We start from the raw sequence: 19,162 nt of genomic DNA on the forward strand, positions 1-19,162 counted from the left end.
CGTCAGCCCGGTCCGATCACACGTCGTACTCGTAGAGGTAGGCGTTCACGCTGTTGCCGCTGTTGTACTGCGAGGTGAATCCCTTCCGGTTCCCCTTCGGGCAGGCCGCCGGGCTGAAGTAGGTGTTGCCGTTCGGCCAGATCGCCTTCACCTTCGCGCACTGCCCGTCCGCCGCGGTGTCCTCCACCCAGCCGCTGATCCGGACCCGCCCACCGGAGCACTGCACCTCCCAGTACGCCTTCGCCCCGGACGTGCTCGGGGAAAAGGTCTGCCCGCAGGTGCCGAGTGTGGTGATGGGACCATCCGACGCCGCGGGCGCGGCCGACGCGCCCGGTGCCATGGCGACGAGGACGGCGCTCGCCGCCGCCACCGTGGAACCGATGACCGCGCTGCGAATCGTGCGAGTAACAGCCATGGTGCGAACCTCCCAGTCAGGACGGCCGACTTGCCGACCGTAGGAGGAATTGTTGTCAGACAAGGAAGTTTGTGAAACTGGCTTCGCCGCCATGGCGATTCCGCCAGCCGTCAACCGCCGTGGCGATCCCGCCCGATGACGTCCTGGGCGAGTCCCACCTTGGTGGCGGCGACCGCCGCGCCGACCCGCGACGCGACCCCCAGTTTGAGCAGGATACGGCTGACGTGTGCCCGGACCGTCCGTTCGCCGATGCCGAGCTCGCGGGCGATTTCCCGGTCCGTTTTGTCCCCCGTGATCAGCGCCAGTACCTCGGTTTCCCGATCGCTGAGCGCCGCGATGCATTCTCCCAGTTGTGCACGCATGTCCGCTGCCCCTCGTCTCCGCGGCGGCCCGGGCGATACAGCCGGGGCCTGCGTCCCACCCCCTGTCTACCAAGTTCCCGCCTCCGGGATACCGCCTTTAGGGCAGTTCGTGAAAGTTCTTCGTTGTCCCGAACGGTTTCCGAACCGGGATCGGACGGAAATTATCCCCCGGAAACCGGCGTGGTAACGGGTTTCTCACTGTCCGAATCGGACAGACCGCGAGCGAGCGCGCAGATCAGGACGGATCCCGAAATCAGGTACGCGTTGCCGACGAGGGCTTGTCCGAGGTTCCAGGTGCGTTCGGTGCCGCCACCGCCGGGGACCACGGCGACGGTCCATCCGGTGAACAGGACGGCGACGATCGGCACCACCGCGCGCTTCGCCCTCGTGCACAGGTAACCGAGGGCCGGCACGACCCACACCCAGTGGTGTGTCCACGAAATCGGACTGACGAGCAGCGCGCAGCCGGCCGTCACCAGCAGGGCCGCGCGATCGTCGCCCGCTCGGTGCAGCCGCCGCACAAGCCACATCATGACCGCCGCGCAGAGTACGCCGAAGCAGCCGATCAGCACCGTCGCCGTCCGGCCCTCGGGCAGGGTCCGTGCGATGAACCCTTGCCACGACTGGTTTCCCACCCAGCCTTTCATCTCCGCGAAGTGGTCGTTGAAGATCGCGGACGTCCAATAGCGCAGGGAATCCTTCGGTAGCACGGCGAACGCCAGCGCCGTGCTACCGAGGAACGCCGCCAGCGCGCGGACCGCGTCGGCGGTCCGCCGGACGAGCAGGAGGTGGACGATGAAGATCAGCGGGATCAGTTTGACCGCCGACGCGATGCCGATCCCGATTCCGCTGAAGCGCGAACCACGCAGGAGAAGCACGTCCGCGATCACCACGGCCATCAGAACGAGGTTCACCTGCCCGAGTCCGATCGTCTGCCACACCGGTTGCAGGGCGAACGCGCCGAGCAGCAGGAACGGGACATACGCGCGCTCGGTGAACGGCCGAAGCGCGACGTAGAGCGAAGGCGCCGCGGCGATCGCCAGCAAGCACCAGCTCACCTGTGTCGGCAGCGCGGTCAGCGTGACGAAGAGCAGCGCGGCGAACGGCGGATAGGTGAACGGCAGGTCCGGCACCCAGCCGGGTAACGCGGTCAGGTGCGCGTACAGCGGTTCCCCATGGATCACCGCGGACCCACCGGCGCGGTAGACGGCGGAATCGATCCCCAGCGGAGTATCGGTGAGCCACCAGACGAGCGCGATCGCGGTGAGCACGACGACCGCGGCACCGATGACGATCGGCGTCGCGTGGGCGCGCAAGGCGTTGATCCGGTCCATGGGTGAACGATCTCCGTTGTCCGGCCTGGGCACATCGCCCGGCGGAACCGTCTTGGCGCCACTACCCCGGTAGCACCGGACGGCGAACCCGTACCCCGGTACTAGTCGGTACCGGGCACGATGAGCCCGGCCTCGTAGGCGACCACGACGGCTTGCGCGCGATCGCGGACGCCGAGTTTGGTGAAGACCCGGCTGACGTGGGATTTCGCCGTCTGCTCGGCGATCACCAGCGCTTCGGCGATCTCGGCGTTGGACAACCCGCGCGCGATGAGCCGGAGCACGTCGGTTTCGCGGGCGGTCAGGTCCGCCAGCCGCGCGGGTCCCGCGTGTGTCCGGGTGAACTCGCCGATCAGCCGCTTCGTGACCGCCGGAGCGAAGAGCGCGTTGCCCGCGGCGACCACCCTGACGGCGGTGACCAGGTCGTCCAGCGGGGCGTCCTTCAGGAGGAAACCGCTGGCCCCCGCCCGCAGCCCGCCGAACACGTACTCGTCGATGTCGAAGGTGGTGAGCATCAGCACGCGGATCTCGTGCCATCGCGCCACGATGCGTTGGGTCGCCTCGAGCCCGTCCAGTTCCGGCATGCGCACGTCCATCAGGACGACGTCCGGTTCGAGTTCGGCGCACAGGGCGATGGCGGCGGCCCCGTCGGGCGCCTCCCCCACCACGTGGATGTCGTCCTGCGCGTCGAGCACGGCGCGGAAGCTCTGCCGGACCATGGTCTGGTCGTCGGCGATGACCACCGAGATCACGGTTCGGACCGCCCCCCATCGTCGAGTGGCACGGTCAGCGCCACCCGGAAACCGCCGTCCGGTTTCACCCGCGCGTCGAGATCCGCCGCGAGCATAGCGGCCCGTTCCCGCATCCCCAGCAGTCCGTGACCGGCGCCGGTCTGCCCGGTCCGCGTCGGCCGCTCGCCGGGGCCGTTCTCGATCACCAGCCGGACCGAACGCGGATGGGCCACGAGTTCGACGGACACCGGCGCGCCGGGAGCGTGCCGGATCGCGTTGCTCAGTGCCTCCTGCGCGATCCGGCAGACCGACAGCGCGACCCCGGCGGGGACGACGTCGAGATCACCGCGGACGTCGAGCTCGCACGGGGTCCCCGCGGCCCGGACCCGGTCGACGAGTTCACTCACCATGGCCAGCCCCGGTTGCGGCGCGACCAGGGCGTCGCCGTCCCCGGACCGGAGGACTCCGAGCAGCCTGCGTAGTTCGGTCATGCCCTCGCGGGCGGTCCCGGCGAGATCGGCGAACTCCCGCAGCACCCCTTCGTCGAGATCGGCCTTGCCGGGACCGGCGAAGCGGAACCGGGCCGAATCCGCGCGCAGCGCGAGGACGGACATGTGGTGCGCGACCACGTCGTGCAGTTCCCGCGCGATGACGGCGCGCTCCTCCAGGACCGCCGCCCGTCTTTCCTCGGCGATCCGGCGGTCCTGGTCCGCGGCGCGCGCCTCTTCGGCGAGACGGCGCTGGCGGACCGTGTTACCGAGGAAGAACAGCATCCCGCCCAGTACGACGAGCAGCGCCGTGTCGCGCCAATCGCGCAGGAAGGGTGCCATGGCGGCGAACGAGATCAGCGCCGCGCAGGCCAGTTCCCGCTGGTCGTTGCTCGCCCCGACGAGGTAGAACACGACGGCGGCGGCGAGCGCGAGGCCCGGCGACCACGGCCAGCTCCAGAACTGGACCATCCGCGGCAGCGTCGGCGGCGTCAGCACGATGCCCACGAGCAGCGCGCGCCAGCCCCACAGTGGTGAACGGATCGCGAGCAGGCAGGGAATCACGCTGATGAGCACGTTGAACGTCTTCGCGGCAGGCGGTGCCGAGCCGATCGCGAAGGTGAGGAAACCCGCCCAGAGCCCGCCCCCGACGATGGCGACGGTACGCAGCCTGCGCAGCCCCACCGAGCGTATCGATGGGGTGTCCGTCCCGGTGAACGCCACATGGAGCAGGACGTCCCACCACGCCCGCAGACGCCGCGCCTCGACCATCCGACCCCTTACCGCCCCCTGGAAGACGACCTTCTCCGAGGTCGATCATCTGCCTTCGGCGCTTCAGCCGCTTCGTCACCCCTGTTCGCGGGTTCGATCTCGACCGGTGTCCGTGGTTCGGGCACCGGCGCGGCGGACCGCTTACGGCGTTGCGGGGCCTGGTAGGCCCACTGCCAGACGAGTTCCACCGGTCCCCGGGAGAACCGCCGCATCCACAGGACCGCGAACACCACGAACACCGCCGAGATACCGGCGAAGGCACCGATGACCCACCATGGTCGCGAGTCCTGCAGCGTGACGGCGAGGCCGAACCCCCAGCTGTAGCAGAGCACGCTCGCGACGAGGTTCTGCAGGATGTAGCTGGACATCGCCATCCGGCCGACCGCGGTCAGGCCCCGGCGCACCGGACCCGGTTCCTCCCGCATCCGGTGCACCAGCGAGGTGATCAGCCCGAGCAGTCCGACGGCCACGATCGGGGCGGCGAGGTAGCGGGCGACGAGGAACCACTGCGGTCCGCTCCACGCCGCGAACAGGTCGATCGGCAGGCCGATGCCGAACCCGATCCAGATCATCCGGCGCTGGACGATCCGGCCGCGCGGGGAGTTCTCGAGCGCGCCGGCCCTCAGCAACCGGCTTCCCAGCAGGAAGAGCGTGATACTCAGCGGGATCACCAGGACGGCCTCGGCGCGGTACACACCCGCCAGCACGAGCCGCTCGTTCACCTGGCCGAGCCAGGTCGCGGCCCGCTGCCCGCCGCCGCCCATCCCCGGCCCGGCGGCCAGGAGCATGGAGAGCCCGATGACCCCCGCCACCAGCGAAAGCCCCTGCCAGATCATCCAGCCGTGGATCACCCGTCGTTTCCGGCCGATCAGATAGGCGACCACCACGGACACGATCGCGTAGTACATGAGTACGTCGAACTCGAAGATCAGCACGTAGTGCACGGTGCCTTCGAACAGGAGCAACGCCGATCGCCAGAGGTACCACCCCGGCCAGCGCGCGCCGCGTTTCCGGGCGGACCGGTACTGCAGTTCGAGCCCGACTCCGAAGAGGATCGACAGCAGGGCCAGGAACTTCCCGTTGCTGAGGGATCGGAGCAGTACTTCGACCCAACCGTCGACCGAATCCGTGGACGGCAGCGCCATGAAGCCCGCCCCGCCCTGTGGATCGGTGAAGATCCAGATGTTGGTACCGAGTGTGCCGAGGATCGCGACCCCACGCAGCACATCGAGTGACTGGAGACGGTCGGTGCCCACAAAGCCTCCTGATAACCAGGCGTGATCAAGCGGTCACGTTCGAAGGTAATCAGCTGTTCGCTCGGCGTCGTCCTACTTTGGGTGTAGCCGAGGATGAGACGGATGGGGGTAGGTCTCATCCACCTGGCGGACCCACGGAGCCCCGTCTCATTGACGCCGTCTTGGCGAACGCCGCCGCGATCGGAGCGAGTACGTTCTGATGGACGGCGGACGGCGCCGCCGAGGGAAAGGGACGTGATGGATCAGTTTCGCGACACCACCGCGGCGTTGCGGGAGATCACGGAGTCGATGCGGCTCGACGAGTCCCGCGACGACCTGCTGGTGCGAGTGGCGAAAAAGGTGGTCGGCCTGCTGCCCGGTGCGGACGCGGCCACCGTCACGTTGTACTCCGGCGACGAGCCGAGCACCGTCGCCGCCACCGACGAGTCCCTGCTCCCCCTCGACAAGGCGCAGTACTCCGCCGACGAGGGCCCGTGCCTGAAGGCGGCCTCCAGCGGGGAGATCGTCCGCACGCGACTGGAGACCGCCGCCGAACGCTGGCCGGATTTCGCGGCCGCCGCCGAGCAACTCGGCGTCAAGACCGCGCTGGCCTGCCCCCTGTTCCTCCCCGACGACGGCCACGGCTACCGGCGCCGCGAGACCGAGCCGCTGGCCGGCGCGCTCAACGTCTGGAGCTTCGAAGAGAACGCCTTCGACCCGGTCGAGGCGGCCCTGGTCGCGATGTTCACCTCGGCGATCTCGGCGATCATCCTGACCGCGTCCCGCTGGGCCGCCGCCGAGAAACAGGCGGAGACCCTGGTCGCCGCGCTGGAGACCAGGGACGCCATCGCCACCGCGAAGGGCATCGTGATGGCACGTTTGGAACTGAACGCCGACGAGGCCTTCCGCTGGCTCACCGAGGCGTCCCAGCACACGAACCGCAAGATCCGCGAGATCGCCGTGCTGATCGCCGAGGACCCGGCGGCGGTGTTCGGCCGCTAGGCGTCCAGGGCGCCGGTACCGAGTGGGTCGAGTTGGTCGTGAGTGGCGATTCGGGTTCTAACCCGAATCGCCACTCACGACCAACCGGGCGTTACCCGCCCAGCGAGATCCGGCGGTTCTCCCGCGACGACTCGAGGCCCGCCTCCGCGAGCCGGATGCCGCGCACGCCCGCCATGAAGTCGTAGGGATGCGGCGCGTCCTCGACGACGTGGCGGATGAACTGCTCCCACTGCGCGCGGAAGCCGTTGCCGAAGTCCTCGTTGTCCGGAACTTCCTGCCACTGCGAACGGTACGACCGGGTCTCGGCCAGGTCGGGGTTCCACACCGGCTTCGGGGTGGCCTCCCTCGGCTGGATGACGCATTTGTGCAGGCCGGCGACGGCGCTGCCGCGAGTGCCGTCGACCTGGAACTCCACGAGTTCGTCGCGGTGCACCCGCACGCACCACGACGAGTTGAGCTGGGCGATGACGCCGCCTTCGAGCTCGAAGATGGCGTACGCCGCGTCGTCGGCCGTGGCGGCGTAGCGGTCGCCCTTCTCGTCGACGCGCTCCGGGATGTGTGTGACGGCCTTCGCGGTCACGGCCTCGACGGAGCCGAAGAGGTTCTCCAGCACGTAGTTCCAGTGGCAGAACATGTCGACGACGATGCCTCCGCCGTCTTCGGCGCGGTAGTTCCAGCTCGGGCGCTGCGCGCTCTGCCAGTCACCCTCGAAGACCCAGTACCCGAACTCGCCGCGCACGGAGAGGATCTGGCCGAAGAAGCCGCTGTCGATCAGCCGCTTCAGTTTGAGCAGGCCGGGGAGGTACAGCTTGTCGTGGACGACGCCGTTCTTCACCCCGGCGGCCTCCGCGTGCCGCGCCAGGGCGAGCGCGCCTTCGACCGATTCCGCCACCGGCTTCTCGGTGTAGATGTGCTTGCCCGCGTCGATGGCCCGGACGATCGACTTCTCCCGCACGGCGGTGAGCTGCGCGTCGAAGTAGAGCGGGAGGTCGTCGTCGCCGAGCGCGGCGTCGAGGTCGGTGGTCCAGCGGGTCAGCCCGTGCCGGGTGGCGATCTCTTCGAGCTTGTCCGCGTTGCGCCCGACCAGGACCGGCTCCAGCTGGACCCGCGACCCGTCGGCCAGCTCGACCCCGCCCGCCTCCCTGATCGCCAGGACCGAGCGCACCAGGTGCTGCCGGTAGCCCATCCGCCCGGTGACGCCGTTCATCACGACGCCGAGTTTCCGCGTGGTCATCCGTTCTCCTTTGAAAGCGCTTTCTCACTACTCGTGAACCAGGTGGCGGCCGCGCGCAAGGGCACGGCGACCGGGGCGATGTCCGGGTACCACGCCTTCTCCCACTCAAGGGAGATCCAGCCGTCCCAGCCTCGCAGCGCCGCGGCGCACTCATCGAGCGGCACCGCCCCCTCTCCGGGCGGGACGGGCGTGGTGTCCTCGGCCGAGACGGCGTCCTTGACCTGGAAATATCCGAGGTACTCGCCGAGCGCGGCCCGGGTTTCGGCCGGTGTTTCGCCGGAACGCCACGGGTGCAGCGCGTCCCACAGCACGGCGACGCGGCCGGGGTCGCCGAAGGGCTCGACGAGGCTCACCGCGGCCTCGCCGGTCGGATGGGAGTCGTGCGTCTCGACGAGCAGGCGGACCCCGGCGGCCGTCAGGTCGTCCAGCACCGCGGCGATCCGGTCGTCCGCCCGGCCTTCGCCGCCGGGGAAGACCCGGATCGACGGCGCGCCGAGTCCGTGCGCGAGGTCGATCAGCTCACGGATCCCGGCGATCACCGGTTCGTCCGGACCCGGCGCGCACACCTTCGCGTAGCCGGCGACGCAGGCAACCTTCAGGCCGACCCCCTCGATCAACGCCCGTACCTGCGCCGTCTTCCGCCCGGACAGTCCCGTGTGGACGAACTCGTCCGGATGCGCGCGGAGCTCCAGCCCGTGGCAACCGTGGGCCGCGGCCACCTCGGCGGCCACGGCGACGGGAACACCGGGCATGCCCAGCGTGCTCACGGCGAACCGTCGCTTCACCCAGCCTCCTCCTTGGTCGTGTCTCATCCTGAAAGCGCTTTCTCACGCTGTCAAGTGACCGGCCGGCAAGTGAGGGGCGTCTCAGTTCCCCTCGATCAGCCGGACGGCCAGGTCGGGACTGAACTGACCGGCGGGCACGGACGGCGCGATCCCGCATGCGCCGTCGGAGACACCGGGCGTCTTGACCCAGAGCAGCAGCTCCGCGCCACCGCCCCCGACCTGCGCGGGAACCCCGAGCTTCCGGCCGGGCGGATTGCACCACTGTCCATTGTGGCCATTCGCGTTACGGCTGGTGTCGATGACGAACTCGGCCGTGTAGCCCAAAGACGCGTTCACCGCGTCGGCGTAGCTCGCCGACTGGGACGTGGTGTAGTAGTTCGAAACGTTGACCGAGAAACCGCGGACGTTGCGCACCCCCGCCGAGTCCAGCCTGCTCGCCATGGTCGGCGCCGCGACCCAGCCGGCGTTGCCGCCGTCGAGATAGGCGTAGGTGTTCGGCGCCTTCTGCCGGAGCATCTGGGTGGCGTAGGTCAGCATGCCGAGCCGGTCCTGGATCGCCGCTTCGGTCATGCACTCGAAGTCACCGAGCGAATCCGGTTCGATGACGACGATCGCCGGTTTGGTCCCGATCCCGGCCGCGAAGCCCGAGATCCAGGTCCGATATGCGCTCACGCTGCCCGCGCCGCCACCGGAATGCCCGCCGCAGGCGTCCCGGCCGGGCAGGTTGTAGGCGACCAGGACCGGCAGTCTGTCCTGGCCGTCGGCCGCTCCCGCGTAGTTCGCGACCGTGCCGCCGATGTTCGAGTCGTTGCCGAACCAGCGTCCGATCGGCCGCGCGCCGATCGACGCCTGGATCCGCGCGGCCCGCGCGTCACCGGGGTTGTCCCTGGCCCAGGTCGCGGGCAGAGAGTTCGGATTGACGTAGAAACCGCTGGTCAGATCGATCGGACTGGCGGCGCTCGCGGGCGTCGCCGGGCCGGCCAGGAGCATCACGAGCACCGCCAGGAGGCGGACGGTCCACTTCATCGTGGACTCCTTTCCGTGGGGACGGATCAGGTGTGACTTACTTCGAGTGGTTCGAATCCCACCCGGCTGACGGCGCCATCGGCCCACCGGACCACGAGGACATCCGCCTCGACGGTGACCTCGACGTCTTCCAGTGGCTCAAGGGAAAGTGACGTGAGGGCGGCGTGGATCCCGGGAGTCTCGCCCGTCAGCCTCGGCACCACCGCCCACCGGGTGAACGCGGTGCCCTGCGGCGCGCGGAGTTCGTCCTGCCCGGTCCAGCCGTGCAAAGCCCTCAGGATCGACTTCTCCTCGGGATCGGTCGCCCAGCCGGTCAGCTCCACGCGGGCCCCCGGCGGCGCGCCGACCACGCGATGGACCCGTAGTTCGTACCGGCCCCGGGCGACGGTCACACTCTCGACCCGCAGGCCGGGCACCATCGGCGGCCCGTCGGCGAACACCGGGTGGTGCTCGGACGCCGCCCAGCCCCAGCCGTCCCCGGTTCCGGCGCCGAGAGGACGGATGCGACGCCGGACGCTCCGGGCACCCTGGACGACGACGGCGAAATGGTTGTCCCGCACGTTCCCAGACGCCGTCGGGCCGGTCCGCGTCGAATAGGCGTGCCTGGCGTACAACGGGTCTTCGCCCTCGGCCGCGTCCGCCTCGTGCGGGCGGACATGGTCGCTGCCGTGGTTGTGCAACCGGACGATCCCGTCGGCCCCGGTCGTCTGCACCAGCAGTCCGGCGGACGGCACGGCCAGCACCGTGTCCGGCCCCTCGCTCGGCGCGGCTTCCTCGACGTCGGTCCACAAAGGATCACTGGGTGGCGTCAGCAGGCAGACGAAGGCCTTCGACGCCCAGTACGGCGAGCCCGGCCCCGAGTAATGCTGCAACGACGCGTCGTGCGGGCCGTGCCAGCCAAGACTCAACAGACCGTCTTCGACCGATCCTCGGTCGAGGAAGTACCGCAGCGTCCCGCTCATCAGCCGCCGGGACACACCGGGCACGAGCGGCGTGTGCCCGGTGAGCGCCCCGAGTCCGATCGACGACGCCGCGGCGAACCGGTAGGTGAGCGACCGTCCGAAGTAGACAGGAGCCCCGTCGCCACCGAACAGCAGGCTGAAGCTCTCCAGGTGCTCGCGCAGCCGCTGTCCGTGAACCGAAGTCTCCCTCGCCAGATACGCGTCGAGCACCGGATACAGATGCAGCGCCCAGCCGTTGTACTGGTCGAACGCGCGACCGTCGCCGTCGGCGTACCAGCCGCCGCCGCGGTACCAGGTCTCCAGCAGTTCCAGCGCCCGCTCCCGGACGCGCCTGGTTTCCGCGTCACCGCGGCCGGCCGCCTCCAGGAAACCCGCCACGGTGTACGGGAAGAGGTACCAGTTGTTCGGCGCGGGCACATGCCGCAAAGCGCCCCGCAGCCAATGCTCCACTCTGTCCTGAGTGGACGGATCAAGACGGTCCCACAGCCATTCCCTGGTCAGACGCAGGCTCAGCGCCACGGACGCGGATTCGACCATCGGCTGCCCCTGGACGTCGTGGTCCAGGACGAGCGGCCACGATTCGGCGTCCTCGCGACCGGGATGCCTCGTACCCGCGGTGATCCCGTCGGCATACCGGCCGAGCCACCCGTGCGGGTCGTCACCCTCGGCGCCGGCCACCCGGAACGCGGCCGCGAGGAAGGTGCGTGCGTAACCCTCCAGCCCGTCCGAGCGGACGCCGCTGGCCGAAGGCCTGCCCGGCAGGTCGAGGAACGCGCCACCCGGGCTCGCCCAGCGCCACGCGGCGTCGAGCAGTCCGTCGGCGGCCGCCTCCCAGTGCCGCCGGGTGTAGCCCGTATGAGAGCTCAGTTCCCTGTCTTCGACGGGCATCTTCACGCTGACCTCCCGAGCCTGTCCCGCCGGACCGGATGGGCGAACTCCTCGCCCGCCGCCCAGCGGGCCACCTCGGCGACGGCGAGATCGGCCAGCCGCCGCCATTCGTTCCCTTGTGATCCGGCCAGATGCGGGGTGATCAAGACGTTCTCCCTGGTCCACAAAGGATGGTCGCAGGGCAGCACCTCGGGGTCGGTGACGTCGAGGACGGCCCTGATCCCGCCGCCCACGGTGACGTCGGCGAGCGCGTCCTGATCGACGACGGCGCCGCGTGCGGTGTTGATCAGGACGGCGTCCGGGCGCATCGAGGTGAGCAGTTCCCGGCTGACCAGGCCCCGGGTTTCGGGCAGGAGCGGGGTGTGCACGCTGACGACGTCACCGCGGGCGAACAGTTCGCCGAGCCCGACCGGCTCCACCCCCAGAGCCAAAGCGTCCACATCGGACACATAGGGATCGTGCAGCAGGACCCGGACGTCGAACGGCCGCAGCAGTTCGATCACCCGGCGCCCGATCAGCGACGCCGACAGGATCCCCACGGTACGGCCGAAGTTGCCGACGTCCGAAGGGGTCGAGAGCCAGTCCGTCCGGTCCCGGGTCACCCGGTACTCACGTGCCTTTTCGAAAACGCGCTTCCCGGTCAGCAGGATCATCGACACCGCGTACTCGGCCACTGGGAGCGCGTTGGCCGACGCCGCGGACGCGACCTTGATCCCCCGGTCCCAGCAGGCGCCGGTGACGTGCCCGTGCACGGAACCGGCGGTGTGGACGACCGCTCGCAGACGCGGTGCGGCCGCCAGCGCGGCGGCGTCGAGCGGCGGACAACCCCAGCCGGTGACCAGGACCTCCACCTCGCCGAGGACGTCGAGGGCTTCGGGCGTCGTGAAGTCGTCGAGCACGGGATCCGCGACGAGGTCGCAGACCCGGCCCAGTCCGGCCAGCGGTTCGGGAGTGAGCACGGCGGACGCCGCCTCCTTGCTCATCGCCAGCGCGGCCCGAGGGAGCCCGGTCACTTGACCGCCCCCGCTGTCAACCCAGACCGCCAGAAGCGTTGCAGCAGCGCGAAGGCGAGTACCAGCGGGAGGATCGCGAGCAGCGATCCCATGATCACCACCGGATAGTATTCGGGCGAGACCGACGCGGAACTGTTCCAGGAATAGAGCCCGAGGCTGACCGGGTACAGCTTCTGGTCCGAAAGCATCACCATCGGCAGGAAGAAGTTGTTCCAGATCGCGGTGAGCTGGAAGAGGAACACCGTGACGACCCCCGGTGCCAGCATGCGCAGGACGACCTTACGGTACATCGTCAGTTCGCCCGCGCCGTCGATGCGCGCGGCCTCCAGCACCTCGCCGGGAACGTAACCCTGGCTGAAGATCCGGCCCAGATATACGCCGAACGGGTTGAACAGCACCGGGATGAACACCGCCCAGAACGTGTTGACCAGACCGGCTTCCGACGCCATCAGGTACAGCGGCAGCGCGAGCACCGTCTGCGGCACCATCACCGCGGCCAGCACCAGCCCGAACAGCTTTTCCTTGTGGCGGAACTCGTATTTGTCGAAGGCATATCCGCAGGCGACGCTCACCAGCGAACTGATCGCCGCACCGACGACGGCGTAGAGCAGGCTGTTGGCGTACCAGCGGCCGTAGATGCCGTTGTCCATCGCGAACAGCTCGCCCACGTTCTGGAGGAACGAGAACCCCTTGGCGGAGAAGAGGTCGCTGCCGAAGAGCGAGTCGCGGTCCTTCGACGCGGCGAGGACCAGCCACAGCATCGGCAACACGGTGTAGAGCACCGAGACGGCGACGACGACGTTGACGACCGATCGGCCGAGCAGACGAGGTTTCAGAGCGGGAGCGGTCATCAGGCGTTCTCTCCCCGGTCGCGGTTGGACCAGCGCGTCACGCCGTAGGACAGCGCGATCGTGCAGGCCAGGAGGATCACCGACGCCGCCGCGGCCAGCCCGTAGTTGTTGCGGACGAAGGCGGCGTCGTAGATGTACATACTCGGCGAGAATCTGGCGCCGACCATCGGTGTGGATTGGCTCAGCAGCATCGGTTCGGTGAACAACTGCAGCGCCCAGATCAGCGAGAACAGCACGACCATCACCACGGACGAGCGGATGAGCGGCGCCTTGATGCGCACCGCCGTCCGGACCGGGCCGGCGCCGTCGACCACCGCGGCCTCGATCACCTCGCGCGGGATCGCCTGCAGGGCGGCGTAGAAGACCACCATGTTGTAGCCGAGGTTGCTCCACAGCGCGATGTTCACGATCGACGGCACGACCCCGTGCACGCCGAGGAAGTTCACCTCGATGTCGGCCTTGCCCAGCAGGTCGACCACCGGGCTGAGACCGGGGGTGTAGAGGTAGATCCAGATCAGCGCGGCGATGATGCCGGGGATCGCGTGCGGCATGAACAACGCGAGCTGTGCCGACGCGCGCAGCTTCGCCGCGCCGGAATCCAGCAGCAGGGCCAAGACGAGCGAGCCGACGACCAGCAGAGGGATGTAGAGCGCGCAGTACAGGACGACGACACCGAGTCCACTGAGGAAGGTCGGGTCGGTCAGGACGGCTGCGTAGCTGCGCAGCCCGGCGAACACCGTGGCTTCCGGGCCGAAGCCGAGCCCCGGCTGGTCGTCGCCGAAGAAGCTCAGCCAGACAGCGGTGCCGACGGGGATCAGGAAGATCGTCACGAGCAGGGCGAAGAACGGTGTCATCAGCACACCGGCGGCGAAGGTCTCGCGGCGCCGGGATTTCACCCGGGGACCGGGTCGCGCGGGCGGCCGAGTGACGGGCGGGGACAGGGTCGCGGTCATCGGTGGGTCACCACCTTTCTCGTTGCGGCGGTTCAGGAACTGTGTTCGGTGGTGGCCAGGCCGAGCGCGGCGAGATCCGGCATCGTGCCGCTGTGCGCGTCGCGGACGGCGTCGAGGAGCGAACCGTCACCGCCGCCCGCCTTCGCGAAACCGTCCTGCATGACCCGGTTGGTCGCGGTCATCCGCGGTCCCCAGGTCCAGCCGTCGCGGATCTTTTCGGCTTCGTCGGCGAAGAGGCTGTAGATGTCCTGGCCGCCGTAATAGGCACGGTCGAAGGCCTGCCTGCCGACGTCGACGAGGGCAGGCGCGACCGGGTACTGGCTGCTGGCGCCGCTGGAAAGCCGGGCGCGCAGGGCGTCGGGATGCGTGACCTGCCACTCGATGAATTCCATGGCGGCTTCGGGGTTCTGACTGTCCTTCGTGACGGCGAACGTCGAACCGCCGTGGGTGCCGACGGCCGGGGTCGACGGATCCCACTGCGGCATCGGCGCGATCGCCCACTGTCCTTTTTGGCCGGGTCGTGCCTTCATCTGGGCACCCGCGTCCCAGGCGCCGCTGAGCTTGGTGAGCACCAGGTTCTGGCCGAGCTGGGCGTCGTACTGCCTGCCGGTGGCGGCGTTGACGAACAGATCGCCGTCGTCGATCAGACGCTGCCAGTACTCCGCCACCTTGCGGGTCGGGGCGTCGGCGATCGAAACGTTCCACGCACCGCCGCGGGTGTCGAACCACTGGGCACCCGCCTGCCAGGAGAACGCGGCGAACTGCGGCGCGCCGTCCGTGGCGAACACGCCCAGCCTGGCTTCGGGAAGCTTTTCGCGGACCTTGCGACTCACTTCGGCGTACTCGTCCCAAGTCCGCGGGACCGCGAAGCCGAACTTGTCGAACAGGTCCTTGCGGTAGTGCAGGACCATCGGCTCGATGTCGAGCGGGACGGTGTAGACCCGGCCGGCGAACGTGGTCAGCCCCAGCGCCTGCGGCAGCAGTTTCGCGCGCAGGGAATCGCCGACGAGATCGGTGATGTCCCTGGCCACACCGTCGATCGCGAACCCGGGGACCTGCGGGTATTCGATCGTGGCGACGTCGGGCGAGTTTCCCGCGCGGGCCGCGTTGCTCAGCTTCGCGTAGCCGCCGAAGTCGGCGGACGGGATCTGCTGGAAGACCACCCGGATCCGGTTCTGCGCCTTGTTGAACGCGTCGACCACCTGCTGGCTGCCCCGCAACGCGGACCAGAAGACGATCCTGACCGGCCCTCCCGAGGCCGTCTTGGGCGCCGCGGTCGAAGTGCAGGCGCCGAGCGCCGCTCCGAGCGGGATAGCCAGACTCGCGGTGAGAACGGACCGTCGGCTCGGTCGACCAGGCATCGATGCCTCCTGCGATTCGGATATCGCATTCTGATCACCTGAGCGTTTTACGGTCAATAGTTTCGCTTAACACGGTCAAACGATCAGACAGCTCGGGTCGAACCCCTGATCTTCAATTCCGGCATCAGCTGCACGCGCTGCGGACGGCCTCCACCGGCAAGCCGGCGCAGCAACTGCTCGGCCGCCACACGTCCGACCTCGGCCTTCGGGGGTGCGATGGCGGTGAGCGGTGTACTGCCGAGCGCCGCGACGACGTCGTCGTAAGCCACCACCGAACAGTCCCGCGGCACCTGGAATCCGGCTTCGGCCAGCCGCTCGACCAGCATCAGCGCGTCGACGTCGCCGTGCAGGACGGCGCCGGTGAAACCGCGCCCACCGACGAGGTCCGCGAGTTCCGTCTCGGTCAGCGGTGACGTGTCCTGATCGGGGCCGGCGTCCGGCGCGCTGAGGATCACGGCCATCTCCTCGATCTCCCGCCTGGCCGAGGCGATCTCCGCGAACGCGGCCCGCAAGGCCCGCGCGGTCGGGCTGTCGTCCCGGGCGGCGAGCACGATCCGCTTGTGCCCCAGGGAAACGAGGTGATCGACAGCGAGGTGGACGCCGTACCAGTGATCGGTGCAGACCGAATCCGTCGCGTGCAGGACACTGCCGGGACGCGGCCGCCGTTCCATCACCACGGTGGGCACCGGCACGTCGGCGATCCAGCGGTAGTCCGCCTCTTCCGCCGCGGCCGTGCGCCAGCGGGGCGCGATCAGCAGGCCGCGGACGTCGTCCGCCAGCACGCGTTCGACGATCGAATGCTCGGCGCTGCCCTCGACCCGGGGCGCGATGTGCAGGACCACCCGCATCCCGGCCTCTTCCAGCGCGGACCTCGCGCCGTGCACGGCTTCGTTCAGATACGCGTGCCGCTCCGGGACGACCAGCGCGACAGCGCCGCCGTCGGCGTCGCGCACCGGCTGCGCCACCTTGGGCTGGACCAGCGACTTCGCCACCCCGTGCCCGCGCCGGAGCCTGCCTTCGCGTGCGAGTTCTTCCACGTCACGGCGCACCGTGACCACCGAGACCTCCAGCTCGGCGGCGAGGTCGACGACCCGTGCCTCCCCGCGCGCCTCGACGGCCGCCAGAATCCTCCGGCGACGGTCGCCACCCAGCTCTCGCATACCCTGCCTGTTCGTTTGACCGTTTTAGCGAGAATAACGATCAAACGCGGCGCGTCAAGAAACGGCCGGGTCGTACGCGCGGACGGCGTCGAGATACTCGGTGATGGCGTCCCGGTTGCGGAGCAGGCATTCGGCGCGCCGGGTCATCCGGTCCCGTTCGGATTCCAGCGTCGCGAGCATCTCCGGGGTGGCGTCCGGGAAGTAGATCTGCCGGGGTTTGTCCAGGCAGGGCAGGATCTGCTTGATGATCCGGGTCGGCAGCCCGGCGTCGAGCAGACCGCGGACCTGGATGACCCTGTCGACCGAAGACTCGTCGTAAGCGCGGTAGCCGTTGGCCATCCGCTCCGAAACGATGAGACCCTGTTCCTCGTAGTACCGCAGCAGACGGCGCGACGTCCCCGTGCGCTCCGACAGCTCTCCGATCCGCATATGCGCCACCTCACCCCGTCCGGCTTGACCTTCACATCTATGTGATGGTTCGAGCATACGGAGCATGACTCCGAAACTCCCGCTCGGCGCCCTCCTGGCGCTGACCACGGCGGCGTTCATCACCGTCCTCACCGAAGCGCTGCCCGCCGGGGTGCTGCCCGCGATGAGCGCCGATCTCGGCGTCGGCGAAGCGGCCACCGGCCAGCTCGTGACGGTCTACGCGATCGGCACCGCACTCACCGCGATCCCCTTGTCCGCGGCGACGGCCGGCTGGCGGCGCAAACGCTTGCTCCTGGCAGGCGTCGCAGGATTCGCCGTCGCCAACACGGTCACGGCACTGTCCACGAACTACCCCCTGACGCTCGGCGCGCGGTTCGTCGCCGGGATCGCGGCGGGCGTGGTCTGGGCACTGCTGGCCGGATACGCCCGGCGGCTGGCACCGGAACCGGTACAGGGCAAAGCGATCGCCGTCGTGATGACCGGGATCCCGCTCGCGCTCTCGCTCGGCATCCCCGCCGGCACGTTCCTGGGCGGCGCCGTCGGCTGGCAGGTGACGTTCTCGATCATGTCGGTGATCGCGCTCGGCCTGCTCGGCTGGATCGCGCTGGCCGTCCCCGACTTCCCGGGACAGGACAAGGGCGGCAGGCTCCCGGTGCGCAAGACCCTCGCCGTTCCGGGGGTGGCCGCGGTCCTGTTCGTCACGCTGGCCTTCGTGCTGGCGCACAACATCCTCTACACCTACATCGCCACCTTCCTCGACCACGTGTCGATGGGCGATGCGGTCGAGGAGATCCTGCTGGTGTTCGGGCTGGCTTCGATGGTCAGCATCTGGATCGTCGGTATCCGTATCGACCGGCGGCTGCGGGCGCTGACGATCGCGGGCACGCTTCTCGTCGCCCTCGGCGCGACGATGTTGGCTCTGCTGAGCGAAAGTCCGGCGCTGGTCTACGTCGCGGTGACGCTGTGGGGACTCGGCTGGGGTGGCATCCCGACGCTGCTGCAGACCGCCGCCGCGCAGGCGGGCGGCAAGGGCGGCGCGGCGGATATCGCGCAGGCCATGCTCGTCACGTTGTGGAACGCGGCGATGGCCGGCGGCGGGGTCGTCGGCGGTGTGCTGCTCGACGGCCTCGGCACCGAAGCGTTCCCGTGGAGCGTCCTGGCGCTGCTCGTGCCGACGCTGGCCGTGGTGCTGGTCGCCAAGCGGCACGGGTTCACAGTGGCAGTTCGGGATGACTCCGGATCGCCTCGAGAACCAGGTCGACAGCGGCGCGAGGCGGAGACCCGCGCCTGATGGCCGCGGTGATCGAACGCGTCACCGGTGTCGCGAGCTCACGGGTGGCGACGCGGTAGCGCTTGTCGACGGCGAGGCCGGGCAGCAGGGCGATCGAAAGCCCGGCCTCGACGTGCTGCAAGGTCATCATGTAGTTGCTGAACCGGCAGACCACACGCGGTTCGAAACCGGCTTCGCGGCAGAGCCGGGTCGCGAGGTTCGCCATGTAGGACTGCGGGATGTCGAACGCCCAGGGCTCGCTCGCGTAGGCGGCGAGGTCGGCCGGCCCCCGGCCCGCCGCCGGATGACCGGGCGGGACGACGAGCACGATCGGGTCGGTCGCGAGCGGGACGAGGTCGACGTCCGGCCCCAGCGGCTGCTCGACGAAATCCGTGGTGGTGATGATGACGTCGGCGTCGCCCACCCGGAGCGCGGGCATGCTCGCGTGCGGTTCGAGTTCGAGCAGTTCGATGTCCAGCTGCGGATGCGAGCGCGCCAGCCGGGTCACCGTGGGGACGGCGATGGTGTGGATCGCGCTCTGGAAGGCACCCAGGCGGACAAGCCCTGTCGGCGCTTCGCTCAGGCTGCGCAACTCGGCCTCGACGGTGTCCATATGGTCGAGGATCGCTCTCGCGCGACGGGCCAGCATCAACCCGGCCGGGGTCAGCCGGACGCGGCGGCCGGTGCGTTCGAGCAGCTGGGTCCGGGTCTCGGCCTCCAGGACGGTGAGCTGCTGGGACACGCTGGACGCGCTCAGGTTGGCCGCCTTCGCGACCGCCCGGACGGTGCCGAGGGTGTCGAGCCGGCTCAGCAGGCTGAGCCTCCAGGGGTTGAGCATCACCCCATTGTTGTACGGATCAAGCGAACAGCATAGCCAAGATTGTGAGATGGACGT

General features: G+C 69.2%; 19 protein-coding genes. 2 read left to right on the forward strand and 17 right to left on the reverse strand.

Annotated elements, in window-relative coordinates:
* Positions 1–16: 16 nt before the first annotated feature.
* The 6 genes from H5J31_RS17425 to H5J31_RS17450 form a co-directional block, all read right to left on the reverse strand.
* Positions 17–415 carry a hypothetical protein gene (locus tag H5J31_RS17425; protein ID WP_181773633.1) on the reverse strand — a complete coding sequence of 133 codons (399 nt, stop codon included), beginning with the start codon at positions 413–415 and terminating at the stop codon, positions 17–19.
* A 110-nt stretch (positions 416–525) separates the two neighbouring features.
* Positions 526–777 (reverse strand): helix-turn-helix domain-containing protein, encoded by a 252-nt coding sequence (locus H5J31_RS17430; RefSeq protein ID WP_181773634.1) that lies wholly within the window; start codon positions 775–777, stop codon positions 526–528.
* A 161-nt stretch (positions 778–938) separates the two neighbouring features.
* Positions 939–2,111, reverse strand: a complete 1,173-nt coding sequence (locus H5J31_RS17435; RefSeq protein WP_181773635.1) for a glycosyltransferase 87 family protein — start codon at positions 2,109–2,111, stop codon at positions 939–941.
* 101 nt (positions 2,112–2,212) lie between these two features.
* On the reverse strand, positions 2,213–2,860 hold the full coding sequence (locus tag H5J31_RS17440) for a response regulator (RefSeq protein WP_181773636.1): 648 nt from the start codon (positions 2,858–2,860) through the stop codon (positions 2,213–2,215).
* Complete coding sequence (locus tag H5J31_RS17445) at positions 2,857–4,098, reverse strand: sensor histidine kinase (RefSeq protein ID WP_181773637.1); 1,242 nt, start codon at positions 4,096–4,098, stop codon at positions 2,857–2,859. Before H5J31_RS17445 ends, H5J31_RS17440 begins: the two co-directional genes overlap by 4 nt.
* Before the next feature lie 8 nt (positions 4,099–4,106).
* A complete protein-coding gene (locus tag H5J31_RS17450) occupies positions 4,107–5,354 on the reverse strand; it encodes a DUF418 domain-containing protein (protein ID WP_328701518.1) in 1,248 nt (415 codons plus the stop codon).
* A 237-nt stretch (positions 5,355–5,591) separates the two neighbouring features.
* Between H5J31_RS17450 and H5J31_RS17455 the strand changes: the two genes are divergently transcribed.
* Positions 5,592–6,335, forward strand: a complete 744-nt coding sequence (locus tag H5J31_RS17455) for a GAF and ANTAR domain-containing protein (RefSeq protein WP_181773638.1) — start codon at positions 5,592–5,594, stop codon at positions 6,333–6,335.
* A 91-nt stretch (positions 6,336–6,426) separates the two neighbouring features.
* Here H5J31_RS17455 and H5J31_RS17460 read toward each other — a convergent pair whose 3' ends face one another.
* From H5J31_RS17460 to H5J31_RS17505, 10 genes are all read right to left on the reverse strand, one after another.
* Entirely contained in the window at positions 6,427–7,569 is a 1,143-nt protein-coding gene (locus H5J31_RS17460; protein WP_181773639.1) for a Gfo/Idh/MocA family protein, read from the reverse strand.
* On the reverse strand, positions 7,566–8,354 hold the full coding sequence (locus H5J31_RS17465) for a sugar phosphate isomerase/epimerase family protein (RefSeq protein WP_328701519.1): 789 nt from the start codon (positions 8,352–8,354) through the stop codon (positions 7,566–7,568). Before H5J31_RS17465 ends, H5J31_RS17460 begins: the two co-directional genes overlap by 4 nt.
* A gap of 81 nt (positions 8,355–8,435) precedes the next feature.
* A complete protein-coding gene (locus H5J31_RS17470) occupies positions 8,436–9,380 on the reverse strand; it encodes a glycoside hydrolase family 6 protein (RefSeq protein ID WP_181773641.1) in 945 nt (314 codons plus the stop codon).
* 26 nt (positions 9,381–9,406) lie between these two features.
* Positions 9,407–11,230, reverse strand: coding sequence for a DUF2264 domain-containing protein (locus tag H5J31_RS17475; protein WP_181773688.1), 1,824 nt, complete (start codon positions 11,228–11,230; stop codon positions 9,407–9,409).
* Positions 11,231–11,232: 2 nt separating this feature from the next.
* Entirely contained in the window at positions 11,233–12,243 is a 1,011-nt protein-coding gene (locus tag H5J31_RS17480) for a hydroxyacid dehydrogenase (protein WP_328701521.1), read from the reverse strand.
* Positions 12,240–13,094 carry a carbohydrate ABC transporter permease gene (locus tag H5J31_RS17485; protein ID WP_181773642.1) on the reverse strand — a complete coding sequence of 285 codons (855 nt, stop codon included), beginning with the start codon at positions 13,092–13,094 and terminating at the stop codon, positions 12,240–12,242. Before H5J31_RS17485 ends, H5J31_RS17480 begins: the two co-directional genes overlap by 4 nt.
* Complete coding sequence (locus H5J31_RS17490; protein WP_181773643.1) at positions 13,094–14,047, reverse strand: carbohydrate ABC transporter permease; 954 nt, start codon at positions 14,045–14,047, stop codon at positions 13,094–13,096. Before H5J31_RS17490 ends, H5J31_RS17485 begins: the two co-directional genes overlap by 1 nt.
* 32 nt (positions 14,048–14,079) lie before the next feature.
* On the reverse strand, positions 14,080–15,408 hold the full coding sequence (locus H5J31_RS17495; protein ID WP_181773644.1) for an ABC transporter substrate-binding protein: 1,329 nt from the start codon (positions 15,406–15,408) through the stop codon (positions 14,080–14,082).
* An 83-nt stretch (positions 15,409–15,491) separates the two neighbouring features.
* Positions 15,492–16,568, reverse strand: coding sequence for a substrate-binding domain-containing protein (locus H5J31_RS17500; RefSeq protein WP_181773645.1), 1,077 nt, complete (start codon positions 16,566–16,568; stop codon positions 15,492–15,494).
* Between the two features lie 54 nt (positions 16,569–16,622).
* Positions 16,623–16,997, reverse strand: coding sequence for a MerR family transcriptional regulator (locus tag H5J31_RS17505; protein ID WP_181773646.1), 375 nt, complete (start codon positions 16,995–16,997; stop codon positions 16,623–16,625).
* Positions 16,998–17,061: 64 nt separating this feature from the next.
* On the opposite strand from H5J31_RS17505, the gene H5J31_RS17510 reads away from it, so the two are divergent.
* The gene (locus H5J31_RS17510) at positions 17,062–18,288 is read left to right on the forward strand and encodes an MFS transporter (RefSeq protein WP_181773647.1); all 1,227 of its coding nucleotides are present in this window, start codon (positions 17,062–17,064) and stop codon (positions 18,286–18,288) included.
* Here H5J31_RS17510 and H5J31_RS17515 read toward each other — a convergent pair.
* Entirely contained in the window at positions 18,209–19,105 is an 897-nt protein-coding gene (locus H5J31_RS17515; RefSeq protein ID WP_181773648.1) for a LysR substrate-binding domain-containing protein, read from the reverse strand. The genes H5J31_RS17510 and H5J31_RS17515 overlap by 80 nt on opposite strands.
* Positions 19,106–19,162: the final 57 nt, after the last annotated feature.

This window comes from Amycolatopsis pittospori, from assembly GCF_013870525.1.
GTDB lineage: Bacteria > Actinomycetota > Actinomycetes > Mycobacteriales > Pseudonocardiaceae > Amycolatopsis > Amycolatopsis pittospori.